This window comes from Brachybacterium equifaecis, from assembly GCF_023509525.1.
In the GTDB taxonomy this organism is placed as follows: domain Bacteria; phylum Actinomycetota; class Actinomycetes; order Actinomycetales; family Dermabacteraceae; genus Brachybacterium; species Brachybacterium equifaecis.
In genome coordinates this window covers 141098-161577 of sequence record NZ_JAKNCJ010000005.1, presented here as the reverse complement: position 1 = coordinate 161577, position 20480 = coordinate 141098, and the positions used below count along the sequence as shown (strand labels likewise).

Sequence of the window (20480 nt, the reverse complement as noted above, 5' to 3'; positions counted from 1 at the left end):
CCCAGCTGACCTGATCGTGCATCAGTCCCGTTTCAGTTTCTTCTGTGCTGGGGCTGTGTCAGGTGCTGGACCGGGTGTAGGCAGCGGCGCGCACCACATCTTCGTCCTCCAGTCCAGCTCCTAGAGCTCCGCCCACGGTGGCCAGGGTGGCGGTGAGCCAGCTGATCTTCGCGTAGTCCAAAGCGTTCACTGGGTGACCGGCGACATCGGCCAGTACCTGCTCGTCGATGAGCAGCAGCGCGCCGGCCCAGGACAGGATGAATAAGACGAGGTAGAACACCACAACCCCGATGGCCACGGTCGCGGTGGTGGCCAAGTTGAACAGGATCACCTGCTCACGTTGGGCTCGCCGCCGTGGGCGCTCCCACAAGCCGGCTCCCAGGATCAGGGTGGCACTCACCGCCCCGATCGCCATCACCGCCAGCAGGGCCAGGCGCACCGGCCCGTAGGCCATGGCCAGTACCCATAGGTCCGAGGCCACCAATGTCAGCATGCCGGTGGCCGCTGCCACGACCAGCGCCCGGGAGAGCCGGGCCACGAAGGCCCAAGGCTGGTTGGCGCGGATCATGCCCAGCAGCAACCGCACGTTGCCGCTCAGCACTCGGGCCGTGAACTGCACGACGTTGTCGTCCGGGCGTTCGTCGAGATCGGTGGACAGCTGGTGGGCTCTTCGAGCAAGATCCCGCTGGGCGTTGAGGTCTTCGGCGTCGTAGCCCAGGAGCTGCCCGACCACGTGCACGGTGGTCTCTTGCACCTTCTGCCGCACGTGCACGGGTCCCAGGGTTGGGACGGAGACCAGTCCTACCCCGTGCACGGGGCTGAGCTGGGTGAGCACCGGACGTCGGCCGGTCTTCAGGGGGATCTCGGTGAGCACCACGGCCAAATCCCAGTTCTCCTCCAGCACGCGGTTTCGGGCCGCCTCCAGCAGGTCCAAGGTCTCGGTGGGTGGGTCGACCAGCCGGTCTTCGGCCATCTTCAGTTGCCAGCGCACTCCCGGATACCGCTGCACCAAAATCTTGCGCACCGAGGTGGTGACCTCGGGGCCGAGCACCGCACTCAGGGATGGTGAGACCACCAGGCCGATGAGCAGCTCGGCATCGGAAAGGGGTTCGGCAGGATCGGCGGTGGATCGGCAACGCTCAGCAGTCATCGCTCCATGATGAGGCAACCACGGGCCGGATTGCCACCGGCTCGATGAAGCCCCCATGAAGCGCCCTGGGTTTCGTTCCGAGTCTCAGCAAGGAGAATCGGAGCATGCCCAAGAAGTTCAGTCCCGAGCTGCGCGAGCGCGCAGTACGCCTGGTCCATGAACGACAGGCCCGCGAGGGCGGCCCCCGCTCGCAATCGATCCGCGCGATCTCGGCGCAGCTGAGCATCGGCCCGGAGACCCTCCGCGTCTGGTGCAACAGGCACGGTCCAGTCTCGAGAGACGCTGCGCCAGCCGAGTCTCTCGAGGCTGAGAACCGACGCCTGCGCAGAGAGCTCGCCGAATCCCAGCGAGCCAATGAGATCCTCAAGGCCGCGTCAGTGTTTTTCGCCAAGGAACCAGGCCGCCCCACGACGAAATGATCGCGTTCATCGACAAGCATCGCGAAAACTTCGGGGTCGAGGCCATCTGCCGCACCCTCAGTGCGACAGAACGTGGGTTCATCACCTCCCGCGGCTACCGCGCCGCGAAAACGCGATCCGCCTCCGCGCGGAAGCTGAGAGATTCAATCCTCATCCCCGAAATAGTGAGGATCCACCGCGAGAACTACAGTGTCTACGGTGTCCGCAAGATGTGGCACGCAATGCGTCACGCCGGCTGGACGATCGGTCGCGATCAGGTCGCCAGGCTCATGAAGAACGCCGGCCTACAGGGAGTGCGCCGAGGCCGGAAACCGGTCACGACCTGCCCGAGCAGCGCGCCGGACCATAGGCCTGACCTGGTGGAACGCAAGTTCACTGCGCAGGGCCCGCATGAGCTGTGGGTCGCCGATATCACGTATGTCCGGACGGTATAGGGATTCTGCTACACCGCTTTCATCACCGATGTCTTCACCCGCAAGATCGTGGGCTGGGCTGTGGCACCAAGCCTCCACACCGAGGGCCTGCCACTGCTCGCACTCGAGCACGCTCTGCATTCAACGGGCGCGCAGCGAAAATCAGACGGCCTGGTCCACCACTCGGACCGAGGAAGCCAATATGTTTCGCTGGCATATTCCGATGCTCTCATCGTCGCTGGCGTGAAAGCGTCGGTCGGCACCGTCGGAGACAGCTACGATAACGCCCTCGCGGAGACGGTGAACGGTCTCTACAAGGCCGAGCTCATCCATTCCAAGCGAGTCTGGGAGTCCGTTGCGGCCGTAGAGATCGCCACGATGGGCTGGGTCCACTGGTGGAACACCGCTCGCCTGCACGAAGCTCTCGAATACCGCACCCCGGCAGACGTCGAAGCGGCCTACACTCGCACCACGACGACCGCGCCCGCGACCGTCTAACCACGGAACGAAACCCAGGGCGCTTCAAATCAGCGGGTCCGGGGTTCGAGTCCCTGATGGCGCAGCCGATGCGAAGCCCCTCGGTCAGATGACCGGGGGGCTTCGTCGTGCTCGAGAAGCGCCAGCAGCGGGGCAGGGTCCGCTCCCAGGTCCCGTCGGAGCAGACCATCCAGCACGACGCCGTCGAGAGCGGCCACAGCGAGGCGCGCTCGAGCAGGGGCGACCCCGCGGGAGACCAGAGCTGCGACGAAGGTGTCCCGACCCTCGCGCAGCATCGCACCGACTCGCTCGTCTCGGATACCCAGCAGCGTGAGCTCGTAGCGCGCCCTCGTCGCGATGCGTCCCTCGTCGAGCCAGCGGACGACCATCTGCGCGGGAGCCTCGTCACCTGTGGGCGAGTCGAGCAGGAGGAGGTGCTGCGTGAGCGCCGCGAGGAACCCTTCCTGATTGCCGAAGTGGTGGCGCAGCGTCCCGTGCGGGAGGTCGGCGTGGTCCTCGATGGCTCTGACGGTCGCCGCACGGGCTCCGGAATTCCCGTAGACCTCGACCCCGGCGTTCAGGAGCCGCTCACGCGTTGTTGTCGTCGTCATCGCCCTCTTCTTCTCCACATGGAGATCCTAGGAGCTACCATCTTATCCAACTGGAGAATTCGACAGTGGAACGGGTGGGGTGCAGCATGCGAATCTGTGTGATCGGTGCCGGGGTCGGCGGCCTCGCCGTAGCGGCGGGGCTCGTCGCGCGCGGCGGAGATGTGACGGTGTTCGAACGTCACGAGCGATCGCCTCTCGGAGGCTTCGGGATCTCACTGTTCGGCAACGGCCTGAGGGCGCTCGATGCTCTCGGCCTGGGGCCGCGGATGGACAGGGTCCTCTCATCGCCTCCGCCAGCGCGGGGCGGGCTCCTGGACTCGGACGGGCGTTGGCTGGTCCGGTCGAGCGCGTCGATGCTCGACTCGACCCGGGTGATCGAGCGCGGCAGGCTCGGCAGGGCGCTGATCGAAGCGGTGTCCGACCGGATCGTCTGGGGCGAGGAGATGACGGAGCGCGCGGCCCTGAGCGACGAGGGTTTCGATGTCGTCGTCGCTGCCGACGGGATCCGCAGCCGAACCCGTGCCGGGTGGCCAGGCGACCCCGGTATCCGCTTCGCCGGGTACCACGCATGGCGAGGCGTCACCTCCCGAGCGGTCCGCCCTGGTGCGCCCGGAGAGATGTGGGGGCGCGGGAAGCGCTTCGGAATGGCGCCCCTCGACGACGGCCGGGTGTATTGGTTCGCGACCGTGAACGGACGCGAAGAGGAGCCGCCGCCCGCGACCTGCCAGGCCGTCCGGGCGGCGTTCGGAGATTAGGGCGGGGACGCGCCCCACGTCCTGGAGGCTCTCGATCCTCGCGCGATCCAGTCCCTCCCGATCGAGGAGCTTCGACCGGGACTGCCCTCGTTCGTCCGCGGGTCGACGGCGCTCCTCGGGGACGCGGCACATGCGATGACACCGAATCTGGGGCAGGGCGCGAACCAGGCGCTCGAGGACGCCGCCGTGCTCGTCTCGGTGCTGGCCCCTTTTCTCGAGCAGACACAGCCGAGCCCTGCTGCCCTGGGCGGCGCCCTGGCGCAGTACGACCGCGCGCGCCGCCCCCGTGCGCAGGCGATCGCGGCGCAGTCCCGGCGAGCGGGACGGATCGCGCAGGCATCTTCCTGGCCCGTGACGGCAGTCCGTGACGTCGCGATGCGCGCGGTGCCGCGGAGGGTGCTGGAGCGAGCGGAGCTATCGGTGCAGGCATGGGAGCCCCTGCCCTGATCTCCCGTCTGTCGCGGCCTCGTCCAGCAGGCTGGAAGGTCCCCTGGTGCTGTCAGCGTCGCCGAGTCTGTGCTGTTCGAGGCGGAGAAAGCTAAGGGGCGGCGGCTCGATCGGCACGGCCAGGCCGGGGGAGGAGCTTCGGGGTCCACCAGGCCATCCACGCAGCGCCGGCGAGTCCGATCGCGCCGTTGAGGACCAGCGCGGTCTGCAGCGACGTCATGGCGATGGCTGCCGCGCCAACCGCGGGGGCGAGGAGGCTGCCCGCGGACGCGATGGCCTGCCATCGTCCGAGGAAGGTGGATCGCCGGCTTCTCGGCGCCAGGTCGGCACCGAGCGTCTTGATGATCCCGGCACCGGTCCCGTCTCCGAGGCCGATGATCATCGCGCGGGCGAGCAGCCAGATCGCGCCGCGGCTGGTGGGGGCCAGGCACAGACCGATGCCCATGAGGCCCATCGCGGTGACCACGACAGGGGAGCGGCCCCAGCGATCCAGGGCGAGCCCGGCCGGCCAGAACAGCAGCAGCTGGGCACTCGAGGCCAGTGCGAGGACGAGAGCGACCTCCGTGCCGACGAGACCCGCTCCGGAAGCGGCCCACAGGGGCACGAGGGTCTCGTTCGCACTGCGCAGCGCGGACAGGATCAGCACTCCGGTCCCGAGCAGCGCCATGCGATGGCGCCACAGCCGCACCGGGACGCGCGGCGCGTCGAGGGGGCGGCTCTCAGGAACGGCGTTGGCGACAGCAACGGGCGCAGCCGGAGAGCGCGGCTCCGGCGCCGCGACTGCGCGTGCGGAGGCGGGGGCGACACGGAGCAGGAGGAACAGTGCGCCCAGGACGATCAGCGCGGCGATCGGCAGTACAGCCGCGGGCCCGGTCGCAGCGAGGACGGCCGCGGCGATCAGGGGGCCGCCGATCCGTCCGAGGCGCTGGCACGCGCCGTACAGGTTCATGGCGCGGCCCCGCATGGCCGTGGGCGCCAGGTCGGCGACCAGGCCCTGTCGGGCGATGGACCATACGGCGTCCACGAGATCGAACACGGTCAGCGCTCCGATCAGCACCCAGCGCGCCCCGGGCGCCGCGGCCGCGCTGCAGACGGCCGCAACCACCAGGCCCAGAACGCCGATCCCCGTGACCAGGCACAGGCAGGCCCGCTCGCCGAACCGGTCGACCAGGAGGCCTGCGAGCATCGAGGACGCGATCGCGAAGGCGCCGATCCATGTCATGAGCGCGGCCACGCCAGCGGCGGTGAAGCCCATCTGCAGCGCGAGCAGCACCTGAGCGGGGAGGAGAGCCGACGCTCCCGCCCCATACACAAGGGACGGGACGTACACCGGTGCGATCAGCGGCCGCAGCCCGGCGCGCGTCTCCAGCGAGAGGATCACGGCGCTCGGTGCGGAAGATCCTTGGTCGCCCCGGACACGGCCACGATGCCGTCGGCGTCGGCGACGAGCAGATCTCCAGGTGCGATCCGGGCCCCGCAGATGTCCAGGACCACGCCAGCCGCTCCGAAGCCCTCCTTGCGCGAGGGCCGCGGCACGGTCCCGAGCGCGAACACCCCCAGATCCAGGCGCTCCAGGGCCGCGCTGTCGCGCACCGCGCCGTGCGCCACCACCCCGGCCCACCCGTTCTCCAGCGCGAGAGAGCCCACCGCATCGCCCATCAGGGCATGCGACAGAGACCCCGCCCCGTCGACCACGAGAATGCGGCCTCTCCCAGGCGTCGAGAGCACCTTTCGCACGAAGGTGTTGTCGTGGAAGCAGCGCACCGTCGCGACCGGCCCGGCGATCGCGGCCTGGCCGCCGAACGATCGCCAGGGCGCTGCGACCACCTGCGCGGGGTCGAGACCGCCGCCTGCAGGCCGGCCGGAGTGCAGATCGAACACGTCGCATGAAGTCGTCATCCGCTCATCCTGCCGAGGGCAGCACTGCAGGCCCACCACTTCGAGCAGCATCGAAGTGGAGAGGTAGCCTCACGGCATGGGCACCGATCGCTTCATCCTGGGATCTCCCGAGCTCGTCGCGGTCAGGTTCGCCGTCGCGCCCGGCATCGAGGGCACGCGCGCCATCCGGCGCCTGATGTCGCGGCAGCCGGCCCCGCTGCACCGAGCCTTGATCGAGAGGCTCCGGCGGGATATCCCGGCCGGGGCGCTGCAGGTCCTGGCGCGTCTTGCAGGGGCCCGCGGGTACACCCCAGACTTCCTTGTCCAGCCTGAGGCGACGACACCCGAGGAGCTGGTGGGCGCCACGTGGTCCACGCCCCTGGGGATCGTCGACGCGGGGCTCCATCAGGCCGCCGCCGAGGGCCGGGTGCTCCCGGGAGAGTGGCTCGCGGATCCGGAACACGCCCGGAGCCAGATCGCCGCTGCGTGGGAGTCCTTCTGGATGCACGGGATGCAGGCGCAGTGGCCCCGCCTCCGGGCCGTGCTCGATGCCGATATCGCAGCGCGCGCCCGCCAGTTCGCGCAGCACGGCCTGGAATCGGTCATCGAGAACCTCGATCCTCGGCTGCGATGGCGCGGCACGACGCTCCAGCGCTCCGAGAGCCGTTTCGCGATCGAGACCGATTGCCGGGGGAGGGGTCTGCGCCTGGTCCCCACCGTTCTGGGCTGGCCGCGAGGAGCCATCACCACGGAGGAGCCGTGGACCCCGACGATCTACTACCCCGCCAGGAACGCGACCGCGACCGCCGATCGCGATCTGCCCCGCGCGGCCGCTGCGCTCATCGGCTCGACGAGAGCCCGCATCCTCGACCACCTCCGGATCCCGTCCCGCACGAGCGATGTCGCCGCAGCCCTCGGCATCTCTCCGCCGACCGCGTCCCACCACCTGCGCATTCTCGGCGACGCGGGGCTCATCGCCACCGAGCGCCGCGGCAAGGAAGCGTGGCATGCCCGCACCCCCGCCGCGGACGAGCTGGGGTGGTGAACGGGGCCGCGAGGAGTACGGGGCAGCTCGATGCGCGCGGGCTGCCCGACCCTGCGATGGGAGGATGCCCCGCATGGACACTCTGATGACGGATGTCGCTGCTCTCCTGGCCGAGGTGGCCTGCGAGACGATCCTGCCGGTGTACCAGCACATCGAGGCAAACCCGCAGGAGGTCACTCCCGGCGAGTGGGTCACCTCCGCCGATTTCGCTGCCGAAGCGGCGCTCATTCCGCGACTGCAGGCCCTGCTTCCCGATTCGGTATGCGTCGCCGAGGAGGCCAGCAAAGACGATCCGCGAGTCCTCGAGCGTCTCGGCAATACGGGCAGAGTGTGGCTCATCGACCCGTTGGACGGGACCAGCAGCTTCGCCCAGGGGAAGCAGCCCTTCCGCTCGATGCTTGCGCTGATGCACGACGGGCAGGCCGTGGCGTCCTGGATCCACGACCCGATCAGCGGATCGATGGCGATCGCCGAACGCGGGTCCGGTGCCTGGCTGGATGGTGCTCCGATCCGCGTACCGGACTTCACCTCAGCCTCTGACGGATTGCGCGGCTCCGTCCTGCGCCGGTTCCTGTCCGAGGACGTGCGGGCCCGGGCCGACGCTGCTGTGCACCGGCTCGGTGCAGAGGTCCCCGCCAGCATGTGCGCAGGCTCCGACTATGTGGCACTCGCTCAGGGGCCAGTCGACTACGTCCTCTACTGGAGGACGCTGCCGTGGGACCACATCCCTGGCGCCCTGTTCCTGACCGAGGCAGGCGGCGTGGTGAGGCGGCTCGACGGGCATGCCTACGCAGCCCGCACGCACGCGCAGAAGGGGCTTCTCGCCGCGCGGAGCGAAGAGGTGTGGGCCCTCGCGCGGGCGGAACTGCTGCCGCCACTGATCTGAGCAGGCACGCATAGGCCTGCTGAGCGAGCAAGAGGTCGTGCTGTCGGTCGTCTGGAGCGCTGAATAGAGGAGGGAGGATCGAGGGTGATGAGTGAGATCGAACTGTCGTGGGACTACTGCATGATTCTCGAGTGGCGGGACAGCTCTGGCCACTGGTGCGAAGGCCCGGCGTTCGAAGGTGTCTTTCCGCCGACTCTCATGCAGCGCATTTCCGCGTGGACTTCCACGATGGACGAGGCGTACGGGCCCATGGGGAACGACGAGGAAGCGAACCTGCCGGAGGGCAGAGCCGAACAGATCTACCAGGCGCTCCTCGGCATCCGCGCTGAGATCGAGGCGCTGGGATTCGCCGTGGTGCCGCTCGATGAGTGGTGGGTCCGCGCAGCAGCGCAGCCGGCAGTTCTCCTTCGACGCGGATTCCTGGAGCGGTGGCGACACCGAGCCGGGCGCCGCGAAGCGACCCGCTGAAGCCCGCTGCCTGTCCCACCCCCTTGCTAGGTTGTCGCCATGGGAAGCACGCACCTGACCTGGACGGGAATCGACGATCCGACGCGCATCGATGACTGCCGCGTCGAGGAGTCATTCCGCGGACTGCGCGCCGTCGGCTCCTCGATCACCGAGGAGTACTCCACGGCATGGACGCTTGAGGTCGGCCCCGATTGGGCGACGCGCCGGATCAGCGTCACCGCTGCGGGCCCCGGATGGTCGCGCCACCTGACCCTCACGCGCTCAGACAGCGGCACCTGGTCCAGCCGGACCCTCGTCGAGGGGGAGAACGATCTCCCGGAGCCTGGGATCTTTCCGGGGCAGGATCTCCGGGGTGCAGTGGACTGCGATCTGGGGAAGTGCCCGCTCACCAATCTCATGCCGATCCGTCGCCTGGGGCTGCTGGAGGGGAACGTTCCGGATACCGAGCTGGTGATGGCCTGGATCGATGTGCCATCCCTGCAGGTGATCCGCAGCGATCAGATCTACGGCTCGAGCCCGAACCCGAGCTCGGTGCGGTATACGAGCCGCTCGCGAGACGTCAGCGTCGAGCTCGCCCTCGACCCCGAGGGCTACGTGCTCGAGTATCCGGGCCTCGCGCAGAGAGCGTGAGAACTTCGGGCCCCTCAGCGCCGTCCATGCGATGACCAGCACCTGGATCGCCTGATCAGCCGCCGCGTGCGGCACACTGGAGGCATGGCTGATACCGCAGACCCCCGAGTGGCCGTCTATCTCGACTTCGACAACATCGTCATGTCCTGGTACGACCGCGTCCACGGCCGCAACTCCTACAGCCGGGACCGCCAGCGCATCGCCGCCGACATCACCGACCCCGAGATCGCCGAGTCCCTCGCAGCCGCGACCGTCGACGTCGGCGCGATCATCGACTACGCCGCGTCCTTCGGCTCCCTCATGCTGACCCGCGCCTACGCCGACTGGTCCTCCGCGGTCAACGCCGAGTACCGCAGCCAGCTCGTCGCTCGCGCCGTCGATCTCGTGCAACTGTTCCCCGCCGCCGCCTACGCGAAGAACGGCGCCGACATCCGCCTCGCGATCGACACCGTCGAGGACCTCTTCCGCATCCCCGACCTCACGCACGTCGTGATCGTCGGCGGCGACTCGGACTACGTCCCGCTCGCGCAGCGCTGCCGTCGCCTGGGCCGCTACGTGATCGGGATCGGCGTGGCCGGCTCCACCGCGAAGTCCCTCGCCGCCGCGTGCGACGAGTTCGAGGCCTACGACCAGCTCCCCGGCGTCACGCCGCCGTCGGCCCCCGAGAAGGGCCGGGGACGCTCCGGCGGGCGGGGCCGCGTCCGCGGATCCCGCGGCGGCTCCGCCGAGAGCCAGCAGGCAGCCGCAGAGCAGTCAGCGGAGTCCGGCACGGAGCACACGACCAGCGCGGAGCAGAAGGCGAGCAAGACCCAGCGCAGCGAGCAGCCGCCGCTGGATGAGCACCAGCTCTTCCTCGCGCCGCGCAGCATCGTCCAGGGCCACGACGACCATGACGAGCATGCGGAGGACCCGCACGATGTCGCCGCGGACCTCCTCGAGCGCGCCCTGCAGCTCGGGGACCGCGGCGATGGCGACTGGCTGCACAGCTCCGCCGTGAAGACGCACATGCGCCGCATGGACCCCTCCTTCAGCGAGAAGGCGCTCGGCTACAAGACGTTCTCCGAGTTCCTCAAGGCGAACTCCGATATCGCGGAGCTCGAGGAGACCGGGCACGAGCGACTGGTCCGCGCGGCCGAGTGATCGCCTCGCGGCGCAGGGCGGTCGGCGCCCGATGCCGCTGATCCTGCGCGCTGCGCGCATGGCCGACGAGCCTGCGCTGCGGGCCCTGCACGCGCAGCTCGCCACCGAGCATTTCGAGGTGCTGGCGGGCGCGGACCGGCCCTTCGCCGAGATCCTCGCGCAGATCGCGCACGAGGCGGCCGAGAGCGACGCGCCGCGCGAGCTGCTCGTCGCGGAAGCGGGCGGCGTGATCGTCGGCCGCGTCTCGATCCGACGTGCCCTCAGCGCAGCGCAGCTCGCGATCGGCGGTCACGTCGGCTACGCGGTCGCTCCCGAGCACCGGCTCCAGGGCCACGCCCACGAGATGCTGGAGCTGTGTGTGGACCGGCTCTGGGAGCTCGGGATCGACGAGGTGCTGCTGACCTGCGATGACGACAACGGCGCGTCTGCGGCTGTGATCGAGGGCTGCGGCGGGGTGCTGGAGGACGTCGTGGACTTCGGCGGCCCCGTGCCGACGCGCCGCTACTGGATCGGTGCAGCCGCACTCTGACCTCCGAGGGCGCAGCTGTTCCCGTCGGCCCTCGCCTCAGCGCTTGCGGTACAGGCGCTTGTCGGAGTAGACGGGCTCGCAGGTCACGGCGACGCCGAGGCTGCGGAAGATGCCCTCGTCCACGCTGCCGAGGATCACGGTGGAGTGGACGTCCAGGCCCCGCAGCGAGTGGAGCGCCTGCAGGCTGCGGCGGGCGTTCTCGTCGAAGCGCGCCGAGGTCGACAGCGCGATCAGCACCTCGTCCGTGTGCAGCCTGGGGTTGCTGCTGCCCAGGTGCACGGTCTTCAGCTCCTGGATCGGCGCGATCGACTCGGGGGAGAGCAGCTGCACCGAGGGATCGATCCCCGCGAGGTGCTTCAGCGCGTTCAGCAGAAGCGCGGAGGAGCTGCCGAGCAGGGCCGAGGTCTTCCCGGTGAGGATGGTGCCGTCAGGCAGCTGGATCGCGGCCGCGGGGGCGTCCGTCTCCCGCTCGAGCGCGAGGGCCGGGGCGACGACCGGGCGGTCCGAGGCGGCGAGCCCCATCCTGCTCATCAGCAGAGAGATGCGGTCGCTGAACACGGGATCCAGCCCCCCGCGGCGCTCCTCGACGAGCGCCGCGTAGTAGCGCCGGATCACCTCCTGCTCGGAGGCCCGACGGCACACGGCGTCGTCGCTGATCGCGAGACCGGCCATGTTCACGCCCATGTCGGTGGGGGACTCGTAGACGGTGCGGTCGTACAGCTCGTCGAACAGGCGCTTCAGCACGGGGAAGACGTCCACGTCGCGGTTGTAGTTCACCGCCTGCTCGCCGTACGCCGCGAGGTGGTACGGGTCGATGAGGTTCACATCGTCCAGATCCGCGGTCGCGGCCTCGTAGGCGAGGTTCACCGGGTGGTCCAGCGGCAGGTTCCACACCGGGAACGTCTCGTACTTCGCATAGCCCGAGGGAAGCCCGCGCTGGTGGTCGTGGAACAGCTGGGACAGGCACGTGGCCATCTTGCCGCTTCCCGGCCCGGGGGCGGTGACCACCACGATGTCCCGGTCGGTCTCGATGTACTCGTTGCGGCCGAAGCCCTGGTCGCTGACGATCCGGGAGACGTCGTGCGGGTAGCCGGCGATCGGGTAGTGGCGGTAGACGGTGAGGCCGAGGCGCTCGAGCTTCCGCTTGAACTCGACGGCCTGGCTCAGCTCGTCGGACCAGTGGCTCACCACGATGGAGCCGACCTTCAGGTCGTACGCGGTGAAAGCGTCCACCATGCGCAGCACTTCGACCTCGTAGGTGATGCCGGTATCGGCGCGCACCTTGTTGCGCACCAGATCCAGGGCGGAGATGACGATGACGACCTCGACGTCCTCGGCCATGGTGCGGAGCATCTGGACCTTGGTGTCCGGGGCGAACCCGGGCAGCACGCGCGAGGCATGGTGGTCGTCGAACAGCTTCCCGCCGAACTCGAGGTAGAGGGTGCCGCCGAAGGAGCGTCGCCGCGCGGCGATCTGCTCGGACTGGAGGGCGAGATAGCGGTCGCGGTCGAAGCCGATGGCTGAGGTGTCCACGGAACCCGATCCTATGGGAGACCGGTGGCAGATGCCCGCTGGAGCCACCCGCTCACGCCGTGCGTCGGAGGCGCAGCGCGAGGTCGCGGACGATCACCGGCGATCGATCGACCCCGGCGATGGCATCCAGCAGGAGCTCGACCGTCGCGGCCCCGACTCTCTGCACCGGGTTCACGATTGTCGTGAGGGCGTTGATCGGATCGCCAGCCACGGCGATGTCGTCGAAGCCGATGAGTGCGACGTCGTCAGGCACGCGCACACCGGCAGCATGGAGCCGGCGCAGGGCGCCGATGGCCATGAGGTCGTTAGCGGCGAAGAGGCCGTCGAAGCTGCGGCCCGATCGCAGCAGTCGATCCATGGCGGCCTCGCCGCCGGAGAGAGTGAACCCGCCTTCTTCCACAGCGCAGATCTCTGCCCCGAGGGTCGCAGCCACCTCCAGGAAGCCTGCACGCCGATCCACGGCCGCCCCCATGTCGGGACTGCCGGAGATCAGGGCAAGCCGCCGGCGCCCGACGGAGAAGAGGTGCCGGCCCGCAAGCCGCCCGCCCTCCGTGTTGTCGACATCCGCGAAGAGCGCCGTGCGCCCCGCAGGAGGACGCCCGAAGTGGACCATCGGCACAGAAGCCTCGGCAAGGACTTCCAGCAGGGGATCGCCTTCGTGGTGGGAGAGCAGGATCATGCCGTCGACATGACCCCCGTGGACGAAGCGGCGTATCCGATCGGGGCCCTCGCCGCGGCCGGCCATGATCAGAAGGAGCTGCTTCTCGATGAGGGCCAGCCGCTCCGTGATCCCCGCGACCGCGGTCGCGAAGAAGGGGTCGCTGAAGATTCGGTCTCCCGACTCGGGGACCACGAGCGCGATCGCATCCGTGCTGCGTGTGACCAGGCTGCGCGCCGCTCGATTGGGCACGTATCCGAGGTCCACGACGGCGCGGTGCACGGCGTCCGCCTTGGGACCTGTCACGTGGACATCCCCTCGAACGACGCGCGAGGCCGTCGCACGGGAGACGCCTGCGGCCCGTGCGACGGCCTCGAGAGTGGGTGCGGGGTGAGGAGAGTTGGGGGACATCGGTCTTCCTGCGCCGGTGGGTCAGCCCTTCACCGCTCCCTGCATGATGCCGTTGACCAGCTGGCGGCCGGCGACGATGAACAGGAGGAGCAGCGGGATCACGGAGACGACCACACCGGCCATGATCAGCGAGTAGTCCTTGAAGTATGAGGCCTGCAGCTGCTGGAGAGCGACGGGAAGGGTCGGGTTGTCGGCCCCCAGGATGATGTAGGGCCAGAAGAAGCTGGTCCAGGACCCCACGAACGTGAAGAGGAACAGCATGGCACCGGCGCCCCGCGCGGCAGGAAGGGCCACGTGGAAGAAGGACTGCAGCAGGGAGCAGCCATCCATGCGCGCGGCCTCGATGAGCTCGAAGGGCAGGGCGTCCTCGAGGTACTGCGTCATCCAGAACACTCCGAACGCAGTGACCATGCCCGGGACGATGACCGCCTTGAGGTCCCCGACCCAGTCGAGCTTGGCCATGATGATGAACAGCGGGATCACCCCCAGCTGCACCGGCACCGCCATGGTCGCGATGACGAACGCGAGCAGAGCCTTCTTCCCGCGGAAGCGGAGCTTCGAGAAGGAATAGCCCGCCAGCGTCGAGAAGAACACGACCGAAGCGGAGGTGATCACCGCGACGATGATCGAGTTCCACAGCGCCTGCCAGAAGTCGATGTCGGAGTTGATCACGGCGCTGAGGTTCTTCAGCAGGTTTCCGCGCGGGATCAGCGAGGGGATCGGATTGCGTGCGATCATGCCGGCATCTGAGGAGGCCAGGAGGATCGCGAAGTAGAGCGGGTACGCGGAGATCAGCAGGAAGATCCCCAGGATCAGATAGTTCCACCAGCGGGGGCGGGCCTCGGCGCCTCCCCCTCCTTTGAGGCGGCGGCGGGCAGCGCGGGCGGCGCCCTTGCCCGCGAGCTGCTCGATGGCGGCGACGGATTCCATGGTGTTCTCCTCAGCCTCTGCGGCCGCGCGTGCGGCGGGTCGTGGGGTGGGCGCTTCCGCCGGAGGCGATCCGGCGGGTGATGGCGAAGTTCAGGAGCCCGATGAGGACGATGATGAGGAAGAGCAGCCAGGCGACGGCCGATGCCTTCCCGAAGGAGACCTGAGGCCCCCATCCCAGCTCGTAGAGGTACATCGTCATCGTCATCCACTGCCGGTCGGCACCACCGAGTCCGCTGGTGTCGAACATGCGCGGTTCATCGAAGATCTGCAGTCCGCCGATGGTGGACGTGATGACGACGAAGATGATGGTGGGTCGCAGCATGGGGACCGTGACGTGGAGGAAGCGATGCATGCGGCTCGCGCCATCGATGATGGCCGCTTCGTAGATCTCGCGCGGGACGGCCTGCATGGCAGCGAGGAAGATGAGGGCGTTGTACCCCGTCCAGCGGAAGTTCACCATCGTGGCGATCGCGAGGTGCGCGGCGAACGGACTCTTGTGCCACCCGATGCCGTCTATCCCCATCGTGCCGAGGAGAGAGTTCACCAGGCCCGATTCGTCGGCGAAGATCTTGCCGAAGATCAGGGAGACGGCCACCGGGGCGATCACATAGGGGAGCAGCACTCCCATGCGCCAGAAGGTCTTGGCGCGCAGGTTCGCGTCCAGCACATAGGCGATGAGGATTGCTGCGATCACCTGCGGCACTGATGAGAGCAGGAAGATCGAGAACGTGTTGCGCAGCGCCTTGTAGAAGTTCGCAGAGCCCAGGACGTCCTGGAAGTTCTGCAGGCCCACGAAGGGGCCCTGCCCCATGATGAGGTCCCAGTCATGCAGGGAGACCCACGCGGTGTACACGATGGGGAAGAGGCCGGTGACCAGGAACAGCAGGAAGAACGGGCTGATGAAGAGGTAGGGGGAGAGGCGCTGGTCCCACCGGGACAGTCGCTGGCGCCACGTCAGCGGCGCGCGCGCGGGCGCTGGAGAGCTGCTCATGGGTGTCCTCGCAGAGAAGGGGTCAGGGGTGCAGAGGGGCGAACGGGTCACGGGCGCGGCAGGAGGGTGTCTCCTGCGGCGCCCGTGACCGGCGCGAGGATCAGCTCAGGCCGAGCTCGTCATACTGGGTGATCGCCTGATCCCAGGACGCTGCCGGGTCGCCGCCGTCGACGTCCCATCGGGTGATGGCGTCCGCCACGACCGTGTTGATCACGAAGAACTTCGGGCCCACGAAAGGCTGGGTCTCGATGGCCGTCGCCCGGTCCGAGAAGATCTGGCCCACAGGGGCGTCGTTGAAGAACTCGTTGGTCACGCCGGTGACGTCGGCCGACTCGAGCGCCTTCTTCTGGCTGGGGAAGGTCCCCTTCGCCTTGAAAGCCACGATCTGCTGCTCGGGAGCAGTGAGCCATGCAGCGAGCTTCTTGGCAGCCTCGACGTTCTTCCCCTGAGCAGGGACGGAGAGGTAGGAGCCGCCCCAGTTGCCGCCGCCGCCCGGGAAGACGTTCGCGATGTCCCAGCCTTCGACACCCTCGGAGTTCCCCTGGATCGGGCCGGTCATCCAGGCCGGGCAGAGCATCGTTGCGAACCCATCGTTCTGGAACGCGGCCGTCCAGTCCTCCGACCACTGGGCGAGCCCTGCGGAGAGGTCCTTGTGCGCGGCGAGCTGGTCGTAGACGGACTTGACGTCGGCATTGTCCTTGAGCGGGATGGGAGTGCCGTCGGACTTCTCGTACGGGTTGGCGACCTGCTGGATCATGCCGTTGTACGTGCCTCCGGCGCCGTCGTACCACGGGATGCCCGCCGCCTGGACGAACTGCTGTCCGACCTCGAAGTAGGTGTCCCATCCGCCCTCGAGCAGTGCGGCGACCTCCTCGCGGGAGGATGGCAGCCCAGCCTTGGCGAAGAGATCGGAACGGTAGGCGATGGCCTCCGGGCCGATGTCGGTGCCGTAGCCGAGCAGCTTGCCGTCGACGGTCGCGGCCTCTGTCTTCCACTCGACCCAGCGGCCTTCGACCTCGGGGCTGGCGAGATCCTCGAACTTCTGGGCGTACTGGGCCAGCTCCGCCCACCATGCGACCTCGACGCCTTCGATGTCCGCGAGCCCCTTGCCGGCGGCGAGGCCGGTCATGAGGTTCTTGCGGGCGTCGTCGCTCGTCGCGGCCTTCTTCGCCTTGATGATGACATCGGGGTTCTCGTCCATGTACTGGGTGAAGAGCTCCTCGTAGCCGAATTCGTTGAAGGTGGCGACTGTGAGCTCGACCTTGCCGTCGGCGTTTGTGGCCGAGTCGCTGCCGGATCCTCCGCCGCAGGCGGCGAGCGAGGCGGCAGCGGCGGCGGCGGCCGTCCCTGCGAGGACGGTGCGACGGGTGGGCTTCATGGGAACTCCTTTGTCCGGGTGAGCGGCTATGCTCTGAGAGCGCTCTCAGTGAGCGTGACCTAGACTATACCGCCAAAAAGGAGCTCGCGGTCAGCTCCGGAATGAGGACGGAGCGCATTGTGCTCTGTTCTCCCTTGCGAAAGAGATTCCATGCCCCTCACCGACCCCTACGCCCCTCAGTCCGGTCCTCTCCTCTCGCAGGCGTCCACTCGAGCCCTGGACGGCGACCGCTGGGTCGATCCGGACCTCGTCCGGCACGCTCGGCACCTGGCCGCGCGCGGAAGCGTTCTGCTGCGCAATGAAGGTGCGCTTCCGCTCGCTGAGGGGGAGCGCGTCGCTCTCTTCGGGAGGATGCAGAAGGACTGGCTCGCCGTGGGCTACGGCTCGGGGGGAGACGTCAATCCGCCGTACTGCACCACGCTCGTGGACTCGCTGCGAGAAGGCGGCCGAGTGCAGATCGACGAGGGTCTCGCTGAGCGCTACGAGACCTGGTGCGCCCAGAACCCGGCAGAGCCCGGTGATATCTGGGGGCAGTGGCCGATGAGCTATCCGGAGATGGAGATCGAGGACGAGGTGGTCCGACGTGCAGCGGAGCGCAGCCGCATCGCGGTGATCGTGCTCGGCCGCGCGGCCGGAGAGGACCGCGAGAACGTGCTCGAAGAGGGCTCGTTCTACCTCACCTCGAGCGAGCGTCGCCTGCTCGCTCAGGTCACTGACGCATTCGAGCGCACGGTGGTGATCGTCGACACCGGTGGACTCATCGACTTCTCCTGGCTGCTGGACTACAAGGTCGATGCACTGCTGCTGGCCTGGTTCGGCGGGATGGAGGGCGGCCGCGCGATTGCGGACGTCCTCACCGGTGTCGTCGAGCCCGGGGGGAGGCTCACGGACACGATCGCCGTCTCCTATGAGGCGAACCCCTCCGCGCGCAACTCAGGAGATCCGGAAGGAAACGACTACGTCGAGGACATCTACGTCGGCTATCGCTGGTTCGAGACCCTTGCCCCGCAGGACGTGTTGTTCCCCTTCGGTTTCGGACTGGGATACACGACATTCGAGCAGGTGGCGAGTGTCGAGGGCGACAGCGGGGAGGTTCGCGTCAAGGCGCGGGTGCGCAATACGGGGGCGCGCAGAGGATCGGACGTCGTGCAGGTCTATCTCGAGGCTCCCTCGGGCGCGCTCAGCACGCCCTCCCGGCAGCTCGTCGGATTCGCCCGCACCGATGAGCTCGAGCCCGGCGCTGTGCAGGAGCTCGAGATACCCATCCCGCAGCGATCGCTCGCCTCGTACGACGATTCGGGGGCGACGGGTCATCGCAGCGCCTGGGTCCTGCAGGCAGGCGAGCATCGCTTCCACGTCGGCGCCGACGTCCGCTCGGCGCAGCTCGCGGGGGCAGTCCATGTGCCGGATCTGGTGGTCCTCGAGCAGCTCGAGGCGGCTGCAGGCCCCCGCTCGCCGTTCGAGCGCATGGTCATCCGCCGCGATGCCGCGGAAGCCGTCGACGGCGAGACCCCAGTCCTCAGCTACGAGCCCGTGCCGCTGGCACCGCATGAGCTGCGTGCACGCATCGTCGAGCGGCTCCCCGAACCGGTGCACGGCACCCGTGAGCCGGAATCGGCGGGCAGCGCCGGGGCCGGCGGAGCGGCATCAGTGCCGAGCTTCACCGATGTCGTCGCAGGCCGGTCGGGTCTCGAGGACTTCGTGGCGAGCCTGGCCCCTCGCGAACTCGCTGCGCTGACCTACGGGGACATCATCATGGACTCCCCTCTCGGCCCGGCCGGCAACGCTGGGGCGCTCGGCGGAGTGACCGAGGAGCTCCGTGATCGCGGCATACCCGCAGCAATCACGACGGACGGCCCTTCCGGGCTGAGGCTGGCGGCCTACGCCTCGCTCCTGCCCTGCGGCACGTCGCTCGCCAGCACATGGGATCCTGAGGGGGTCGAGTCTATGGCCGCCCTGCACGCGCAGGAGATGATCCGCAAGGGGTCCGACATCCTCCTCAGCCCCGGAATGAATATCCACCGCGACCCTCTGTGCGGTCGGAACTTCGAATACTTTTCCGAAGATCCTCTGCTCACGGGATCGATGGCCGTGGCAGTCGTGCGCGGCGTGCAGTCGCAGGGCGTCTCGGCATGCCCCAAGCACTTCGCGGCCAACAACCAGGAGACCAACCGCACCTACGCCGACTCCCGCGTGTCAGAGCGCGCCCTGCGGGAGATCTATCTGCGGGGCTTCGAGCAGGTGGTGCGCGAGGCCGCCCCGCGCACCATCATGACGAGCTACAACCGCATCAACGGCGTCTGGGGCCATTACCACTACGACCTCGTCACCACGATCCTGCGAGGGCAATGGGGCTACGAGGGCCTCGTCGTGACGGATTGGTGGATGCAGATGGCTCCGGACCCTGACTTCCCGGCACTGCGCGACAGCGCCTATCGGGTGCGCGCCGGAGTCGATGTGCTCATGCCTGGTGGTCGCGAGCACTGGGGAACCGATCGCGAGGATTCGGTCGTGGAGTCATGGGGGGAGCCTGGCGGCATCACCCTCGCAGAGATGCAGGCCTGTGCCCGACGGGTGCTCGAGTTCCTCCTCGAGGCTCGCATCGCGGACCGCGAACGGCATCCTCAGGCGAAGGTCTGAGCGCGAGCGTCGTGCCAGTCCGAGAACGAGGGCGACACGGGCGCCTGATCTGGGGAATCGCCTAGACTCGGCGCAGTGTGGTGCGCGGTGCGCTCCGGCATCGGGATCGAAGGGAGTCGGCCGTGAAGATCGCTGTGACAGGTGCGACGGGAGTCCTCGGCCAGGAGGCCGTCGCCGCCCTCATCGCCGCCGGGCATGAGGTGACGGGCGTGACGCGGCGCGAGCGGGGGATCCCGGTGATCGAGGGCCGCGGCGCGCGCGCCGTGGTCGCCGACGTCTTCGACCAGAAGGAGCTCACGCGCACCTTCCGCGGCCACGACGTCGTGGTGAACACTCTGGCGCACGTGCCGATCGGCATGGCCGCGATGCGCCCCCTCTCCTGGAGGGAGGACGATCGCCTCCACCTGGAGGCCTCCGTCGCGATCGCCAAGGCGGCCGCGGAGGCCGGGGCCGGGCGGCTCATCCAGGAGTCCACGATCTTCCTGTACCCCGACAACGGCTCCGAGTGGATCGGCGAGGACGAGCCGCTCTCGGTGCGCAACCAGGCGTTCAAGCCGCGGGTGAAGGAGATGCGCGCCGCGGTCGATTTCGCGACCTCCGGCCGCACCGCCGTGATCCTGCGCCTGGGCCAGCTCTTCGGTCGTGACCCCCAGACCACCCACGCCCTGAAGGCCGTGCGCGAGGGCGATCCGATCCTGCTGGGCAAGCCGGAGAACTACGTGACGCTCCTGCACCACCGCGACGCCGGCCAGGCGTTCGTCTCCGCCCTGCGCGCCCGCAGCGGGTTCTACAACGTCGGCGGGGAGCCCATCACGCGCAGCCGCTGGGCGAAGGATCTCGCCGCCGAAGCCGGGGCGGGCAAGCCCGCGAAGTTCTACACCGAGCTCGCGCAGGCGGTCGTCGGCACGCGCCTGGACGTGCAGCGACGCTCCCTGCGGGTCTCCTCCGTGCGGTTCATGTCCGAGACGGGCTGGCGCCCCCTCACCGGCCCCTCCACCCCGGGCTGGTCGCGCATGTGAGACCTCTTCGCAGAGGTGTTCACACAACCTTCGCAACCTCCGCTCAGGAGATTGGCAGAGTGGCGCGCGGTG

The 20480-nt window shown here is 68.6% G+C and carries 19 protein-coding genes and 1 pseudogene; 11 read left to right on the top strand and 9 right to left on the bottom strand.

The window, feature by feature from the left end; all coding sequences use genetic code 11:
• Nucleotides 1-58: 58 nt before the first annotated feature.
• Complete coding sequence (locus Bequi_RS10700; RefSeq protein ID WP_249737923.1) at nucleotides 59-1150, bottom strand: hypothetical protein; 1092 nt, start codon at nucleotides 1148-1150, stop codon at nucleotides 59-61.
• Between the two features lie 104 nt (nucleotides 1151-1254).
• Between Bequi_RS10700 and Bequi_RS10695 the strand changes: the two are divergent.
• Nucleotides 1255-2480, top strand: a pseudogene (locus Bequi_RS10695) (IS3 family transposase).
• Nucleotides 2481-2509: 29 nt separating this feature from the next.
• On the opposite strand, the gene Bequi_RS10690 reads toward Bequi_RS10695, so the two are convergent.
• Nucleotides 2510-3088 (bottom strand): TetR/AcrR family transcriptional regulator, encoded by a 579-nt coding sequence (locus Bequi_RS10690; protein WP_249737922.1) that lies wholly within the window; start codon nucleotides 3086-3088, stop codon nucleotides 2510-2512.
• A 47-nt stretch (nucleotides 3089-3135) separates the two neighbouring features.
• On the opposite strand from Bequi_RS10690, the gene Bequi_RS10685 reads away from it, so the two are divergent.
• Both Bequi_RS10685 and Bequi_RS10680 read left to right on the top strand, forming a co-directional pair.
• Nucleotides 3136-3825 carry an NAD(P)-binding protein gene (locus tag Bequi_RS10685; RefSeq protein WP_249737921.1) on the top strand — a complete coding sequence of 230 codons (690 nt, stop codon included), beginning with the start codon at nucleotides 3136-3138 and terminating at the stop codon, nucleotides 3823-3825.
• Nucleotides 3826-3846: 21 nt separating this feature from the next.
• Nucleotides 3847-4272: an FAD-dependent monooxygenase gene (locus tag Bequi_RS10680; RefSeq protein ID WP_347271999.1), complete on the top strand. Its 426-nt coding sequence runs from the start codon at nucleotides 3847-3849 to the stop codon at nucleotides 4270-4272.
• A 91-nt stretch (nucleotides 4273-4363) separates the two neighbouring features.
• Here the strand turns inward: Bequi_RS10680 and Bequi_RS10675 are convergent, their stop codons facing one another.
• Together Bequi_RS10675 and rraA are read right to left on the bottom strand one after the other, a co-directional pair.
• A complete protein-coding gene (locus Bequi_RS10675) occupies nucleotides 4364-5653 on the bottom strand; it encodes an MFS transporter (RefSeq protein WP_249737919.1) in 1290 nt (429 codons plus the stop codon).
• Complete coding sequence (gene rraA / locus Bequi_RS10670) at nucleotides 5650-6171, bottom strand: ribonuclease E activity regulator RraA (protein ID WP_249737918.1); 522 nt, start codon at nucleotides 6169-6171, stop codon at nucleotides 5650-5652. Before rraA ends, Bequi_RS10675 begins: the two co-directional genes overlap by 4 nt.
• A gap of 76 nt (nucleotides 6172-6247) precedes the next feature.
• On the opposite strand from rraA, the gene Bequi_RS10665 reads away from it, so the two are divergent.
• The 6 genes from Bequi_RS10665 (at nucleotide 6248) to Bequi_RS10640 (ending at nucleotide 10848) form a co-directional block, all read left to right on the top strand.
• Complete coding sequence (locus Bequi_RS10665) at nucleotides 6248-7195, top strand: ArsR/SmtB family transcription factor (protein ID WP_249737917.1); 948 nt, start codon at nucleotides 6248-6250, stop codon at nucleotides 7193-7195.
• A complete protein-coding gene (locus Bequi_RS10660) occupies nucleotides 7158-8081 on the top strand; it encodes an inositol monophosphatase family protein (protein ID WP_347271995.1) in 924 nt (307 codons plus the stop codon). The genes Bequi_RS10665 and Bequi_RS10660 overlap by 38 nt, the downstream gene beginning before the upstream one ends.
• Before the next feature lie 87 nt (nucleotides 8082-8168).
• Nucleotides 8169-8549: a hypothetical protein gene (locus tag Bequi_RS10655; protein ID WP_249737915.1), complete on the top strand. Its 381-nt coding sequence runs from the start codon at nucleotides 8169-8171 to the stop codon at nucleotides 8547-8549.
• Between the two features lie 39 nt (nucleotides 8550-8588).
• Entirely contained in the window at nucleotides 8589-9179 is a 591-nt protein-coding gene (locus Bequi_RS10650; protein ID WP_249737914.1) for a putative glycolipid-binding domain-containing protein, read from the top strand.
• 84 nt (nucleotides 9180-9263) lie between these two features.
• Complete coding sequence (locus Bequi_RS10645; protein ID WP_249737913.1) at nucleotides 9264-10319, top strand: NYN domain-containing protein; 1056 nt, start codon at nucleotides 9264-9266, stop codon at nucleotides 10317-10319.
• Nucleotides 10320-10350: 31 nt separating this feature from the next.
• A complete protein-coding gene (locus tag Bequi_RS10640; protein WP_249737912.1) occupies nucleotides 10351-10848 on the top strand; it encodes a GNAT family N-acetyltransferase in 498 nt (165 codons plus the stop codon).
• A 36-nt stretch (nucleotides 10849-10884) separates the two neighbouring features.
• Here Bequi_RS10640 and Bequi_RS10635 read toward each other — a convergent pair whose 3' ends face one another.
• The 5 genes from Bequi_RS10635 to Bequi_RS10615 all read right to left on the bottom strand — a co-directional run bounded on the left by Bequi_RS10635 (nucleotide 10885) and on the right by Bequi_RS10615 (nucleotide 16749).
• Entirely contained in the window at nucleotides 10885-12381 is a 1497-nt protein-coding gene (locus tag Bequi_RS10635; protein ID WP_249737911.1) for a DUF1846 domain-containing protein, read from the bottom strand.
• Between the two features lie 52 nt (nucleotides 12382-12433).
• Entirely contained in the window at nucleotides 12434-13450 is a 1017-nt protein-coding gene (locus Bequi_RS10630) for a LacI family DNA-binding transcriptional regulator (RefSeq protein ID WP_249737910.1), read from the bottom strand.
• A 21-nt stretch (nucleotides 13451-13471) separates the two neighbouring features.
• Complete coding sequence (locus Bequi_RS10625; protein WP_249737909.1) at nucleotides 13472-14380, bottom strand: carbohydrate ABC transporter permease; 909 nt, start codon at nucleotides 14378-14380, stop codon at nucleotides 13472-13474.
• Between the two features lie 10 nt (nucleotides 14381-14390).
• Complete coding sequence (locus Bequi_RS10620) at nucleotides 14391-15371, bottom strand: carbohydrate ABC transporter permease (RefSeq protein WP_249737908.1); 981 nt, start codon at nucleotides 15369-15371, stop codon at nucleotides 14391-14393.
• 100 nt (nucleotides 15372-15471) lie between these two features.
• A complete protein-coding gene (locus tag Bequi_RS10615) occupies nucleotides 15472-16749 on the bottom strand; it encodes an ABC transporter substrate-binding protein (protein WP_249737907.1) in 1278 nt (425 codons plus the stop codon).
• A gap of 150 nt (nucleotides 16750-16899) precedes the next feature.
• Here Bequi_RS10615 and Bequi_RS10610 point away from each other — a divergent pair, with 150 nt between their 5' ends.
• Complete coding sequence (locus Bequi_RS10610) at nucleotides 16900-19389, top strand: glycoside hydrolase family 3 protein (protein WP_249737906.1); 2490 nt, start codon at nucleotides 16900-16902, stop codon at nucleotides 19387-19389.
• Between the two features lie 122 nt (nucleotides 19390-19511).
• Nucleotides 19512-20408 carry an NAD-dependent epimerase/dehydratase family protein gene (locus Bequi_RS10605; RefSeq protein WP_249737905.1) on the top strand — a complete coding sequence of 299 codons (897 nt, stop codon included), beginning with the start codon at nucleotides 19512-19514 and terminating at the stop codon, nucleotides 20406-20408.
• Nucleotides 20409-20480 lie beyond the last annotated feature (72 nt).

Coding starts and splice junctions, on each gene's coding strand:
- Bequi_RS10700 (WP_249737923.1), bottom strand. CDS start 1,150: ATGACTGCTGAGCGTTGCCGATCCACCGCCGATCCTGCCGAACCCCTT.
- rraA (WP_249737918.1), bottom strand. CDS start 6,171: ATGACGACTTCATGCGACGTGTTCGATCTGCACTCCGGCCGGCCTGCA.
- Bequi_RS10665 (WP_249737917.1), top strand. CDS start 6,248: ATGGGCACCGATCGCTTCATCCTGGGATCTCCCGAGCTCGTCGCGGTC.
- Bequi_RS10660 (WP_347271995.1), top strand. CDS start 7,158: ATGCCCGCACCCCCGCCGCGGACGAGCTGGGGTGGTGAACGGGGCCGC.
- Bequi_RS10655 (WP_249737915.1), top strand. CDS start 8,169: ATGAGTGAGATCGAACTGTCGTGGGACTACTGCATGATTCTCGAGTGG.
- Bequi_RS10650 (WP_249737914.1), top strand. CDS start 8,589: ATGGGAAGCACGCACCTGACCTGGACGGGAATCGACGATCCGACGCGC.
- Bequi_RS10645 (WP_249737913.1), top strand. CDS start 9,264: ATGGCTGATACCGCAGACCCCCGAGTGGCCGTCTATCTCGACTTCGAC.
- Bequi_RS10640 (WP_249737912.1), top strand. CDS start 10,351: ATGCCGCTGATCCTGCGCGCTGCGCGCATGGCCGACGAGCCTGCGCTG.
- Bequi_RS10630 (WP_249737910.1), bottom strand. CDS start 13,450: ATGTCCCCCAACTCTCCTCACCCCGCACCCACTCTCGAGGCCGTCGCA.
- Bequi_RS10625 (WP_249737909.1), bottom strand. CDS start 14,380: ATGGAATCCGTCGCCGCCATCGAGCAGCTCGCGGGCAAGGGCGCCGCC.
- Bequi_RS10620 (WP_249737908.1), bottom strand. CDS start 15,371: ATGAGCAGCTCTCCAGCGCCCGCGCGCGCGCCGCTGACGTGGCGCCAG.
- Bequi_RS10615 (WP_249737907.1), bottom strand. CDS start 16,749: ATGAAGCCCACCCGTCGCACCGTCCTCGCAGGGACGGCCGCCGCCGCC.
- Bequi_RS10610 (WP_249737906.1), top strand. CDS start 16,900: ATGCCCCTCACCGACCCCTACGCCCCTCAGTCCGGTCCTCTCCTCTCG.